Annotated in this window: 6 protein-coding genes; 5 read left to right on the top strand and 1 reads right to left on the bottom strand. The window is 61.3% G+C overall.

Going from position 1 to position 2957, the window contains the following annotated elements:
• Positions 1-169 precede the first annotated feature (169 nt).
• Positions 170-640, top strand: a complete 471-nt coding sequence (locus Q0X61_RS13145; RefSeq protein WP_297743332.1) for a holin family protein — start codon at positions 170-172, stop codon at positions 638-640.
• Positions 640-1482 (top strand): N-acetylmuramoyl-L-alanine amidase, encoded by an 843-nt coding sequence (locus Q0X61_RS13140; protein ID WP_005295621.1) that lies wholly within the window; start codon positions 640-642, stop codon positions 1480-1482. The genes Q0X61_RS13145 and Q0X61_RS13140 overlap by 1 nt, the downstream gene beginning before the upstream one ends.
• An 83-nt stretch (positions 1483-1565) precedes the next feature.
• Here Q0X61_RS13140 and Q0X61_RS13135 read toward each other — a convergent pair whose 3' ends face one another.
• Positions 1566-1754 carry a hypothetical protein gene (locus tag Q0X61_RS13135; protein WP_291461633.1) on the bottom strand — a complete coding sequence of 63 codons (189 nt, stop codon included), beginning with the start codon at positions 1752-1754 and terminating at the stop codon, positions 1566-1568.
• A 211-nt stretch (positions 1755-1965) separates the two neighbouring features.
• Between Q0X61_RS13135 and Q0X61_RS13130 the strand changes: the two genes are divergently transcribed.
• The 3 genes from Q0X61_RS13130 to Q0X61_RS13120 form a co-directional block, all read left to right on the top strand.
• Complete coding sequence (locus tag Q0X61_RS13130; RefSeq protein WP_034965040.1) at positions 1966-2376, top strand: hypothetical protein; 411 nt, start codon at positions 1966-1968, stop codon at positions 2374-2376.
• A gap of 2 nt (positions 2377-2378) precedes the next feature.
• Complete coding sequence (locus Q0X61_RS13125; protein ID WP_231782322.1) at positions 2379-2588, top strand: dihydroorotase; 210 nt, start codon at positions 2379-2381, stop codon at positions 2586-2588.
• 19 nt (positions 2589-2607) lie between these two features.
• The coding region (locus tag Q0X61_RS13120) for a recombinase family protein (protein WP_297743325.1) at positions 2608-2957 on the top strand (350 nt) is incomplete at its 3' end.

The raw sequence follows: 2957 nt of genomic DNA, 5'->3' as shown, positions 1-2957 counted from the left end.
CCGCCTGCCGCGCCCACCGAACACACCGGGACGATCGACCTGTACGAGCCGATCCTGGACATCCTCACCAGCCCGGAACTCTAACCCCAAACCGCACTCCCAACAGGCCCACACCACTTCGGTGCGGGCCTTTGTCGTGTGCCCACAAACGGGAAGGAACCCACTTTCTATGTCGCTCAAAGCTATCTGGGCCACGATCCAAACCGGCCTGGCCGGGGTCGGGGCCGTCATCGGCGCGTTCCTCGGAGGCCTCGACGGCCTGGTGTACGCGCTCATCGCCTTCATCCTATTCGACTACATCACCGGCGTACTCGCCGCGATCGCCGAACGCCGCGTCTCCTCAGCCATCGGATTCCGGGGCATCTCCCGCAAGATCCTCATCTTTACCCTGATCGGACTTGCCCACCTGCTCGACGTGCACGTCATCGGAACACCCGGAGCACTACGCACCGCCACCGTCGTGTTCTACCTGTCCAACGAAGGCATCTCCCTGATCGAAAACGCCACCCGGCTCGGGCTGCCCGTACCAGCCCACATCCGCCGCGCCCTGGACCTGGTCACCCGTGACGTGACCGGCAAACCCGACCTCGAACACCACCCCAACCAAACCACCACCTCAGCAGAAAAGGAGAACCTCTGATGAAGAACTGGGCCACCCTCGAAGCCGACGAAAACCGGCTGATGAACAAGCACTACAGCGCCGGACGAAGCGGACGGAAGATCAACAAGGTCATCATCCACCACAACGCAGGCAACCTCACCATCAAGTCCATCTGGGACGTGTGGCAGACCCGCCAAGCATCCGCCCACTACCAGGTCGACTCCAACGGTCGCATCGGCCAACTCGTGTGGGATCGCGACACCGCCTGGCATGCAGGCAACTGGGATGCCAACACCACCTCCATCGGTATCGAACACGCCGACATCTCCTCCAAGCCCTGGCGCATCTCCGAGGCCTGCCTCGACAACGGTGCCCACCTCGTCGCGGCCATCTGCCACTACTACAAGCTCGGACGACCCGTGTGGGGCAAGAACGTGTTCGGCCACAAGCATTTCTCTTCCACCGAATGCCCGGCCTCCCTTGCAGGAAGCCAGCATGCGGCCTACATGGCACGCGCCCAGTACTGGTACGACCGCATGAGCGGCACCAAGCCCGCCCCGACACCACCGGCAAAGCCCACACCGCCCGCACCCAAGCCCTCCGCCAACATCGACGCTCTGGCTGATGCGGTCATCCGTGGAGACTACGGCAACGGCGAGGAACGCAAGCGCCGACTCGGCGGCAACTACGCTGCGGTACAGAAGCGCGTGAACGAAAAGCTCGCCGGACGAAGCCCCGCCAAGCCCTCCGTCAACATCGACGCTCTGGCTGATGCGGTCATCCGTGGAGACTACGGCAACGGCGAGGAACGCAAGCGCCGACTCGGAGCCAACTACGCGGCCGTGCAGAAGCGCGTCAACGAGAAGCTCGGCATCGGCTAACCCACGCGAGAGCACTCTCTGGCCCCGTCATCACCTTCATCGAGGTGGTGGCGGGGCCTTTTGTGCGTTTGCGGAGCTGGTGTTTACCGCAGGTCTTCGAACGGGTCGATGACGGACTGCACTCCACAGCTCGGGCAGATGAACGCGATTCGGATGCCTTCACCTTCGCCTGCAGCAAACGGGTCAGGGACACAATCTGAGCCGCATTCTGTACAGGTTCGGTAGGACTGGTCGTCGAGAAACACCGGGAGTTCACCGTCGTCACCTGTCATCTTCACCCGCCCTTGCTCTGGTCACGGTTCACACGTTGATCGCTCCGCATTGTGAAATGAGCAAAGAATAGCTGCCTTATCCGAATTGGGGCGCAACCCCAGCCACAGGTGCGAACTCGGCAGGGAGGCTTTGTTTCTGCTGTCCGGTTTCGTCTGGTGCAACCGGCGTATGGGCGACCACCTTTCGCCTCGTTGCCAGGAGGGCCTGCTCATGGCTCTGAACCAGACTGATCGCCATCACATCCAGATGATGCGCGCTGCAGGAGTTGCCTACTCTCGTATCGCCGCGCACCTGGACCTCAACGCCAACAGCGTCAAGACCTATTGTCTGCGACACGGCATCACCGTCGACCCTGCCGTTGAGCAGGTCACGGACCCAGTTGGAGTGTGGTGCTTGCACTGCTGCAAGCCAATCGAGCTCCGGCAAGGATCGAAGTTCTGCTCCACTTCCTGCCGACGAGCCTGGTGGGCCACCCACCGCAGAGTGGTCACCGAAGAACTGGTCTGCGCGAACTGCCACCGACAGGTCACTGTGGCTCGCACGAACCAGACGAAACGCAAGTACTGCTGCCACCCGTGCTACATCCAGCACCGTTTCAACACCCGTGGCGGTAAACGATGAACATGGCAGCCGAGCTGACGGCTCATCACCAGCTCACGCAGGTCAAGCAGCTTCTCGAACGCGGCATCCTCACCCCACGCGAAGCCATCACCGTGTGCCAGCGCCTCGACGCCCCAGATGCGCCACTGGCCGCCCTACAAAGAGCCAGTTTCGTTGACTATCTCGAGGGTTTGAGTGATGTATGGATACAACCTGAAACCCTGTCTGACTAGGAGAAATACCTTGAAGAGAATGGAGCAAATCACCCCGCCACCGATCAGTGCTTCTCCGCTTGTGAAAGTGGCAGCGTATGCCCGCATCAGCATGGAAACCGAGCGCACACCGCTGAGTTTGTCCACCCAAGTTTCCTACTACCAGCAACTCATTCACGACACTCCTGGCTGGACGTTCGCCGGAGTGTTCGCCGATTCTGGAATCTCTGGAACCACCACGCATCGACCCCAGTTCCAAGAAATGCTGGCCCTTGCCCGGGAAGGGGCAATCGACCTGATCCTCACCAAGTCGATCTCGCGCTTCGCGCGCAACACCGTCGACCTGCTCGAAACCGTTCGCGAGCTGAAAGACCTCGGGGTGGAGGTGCG

The organism is uncultured Tessaracoccus sp. (assembly GCF_947255005.1).
Taxonomy (GTDB): Bacteria; Actinomycetota; Actinomycetes; order Propionibacteriales; family Propionibacteriaceae; genus Arachnia.
The sequence above is the reverse complement of the archived record's forward strand: the minus strand, read 5'-3'. Positions and strand labels throughout refer to the sequence as shown.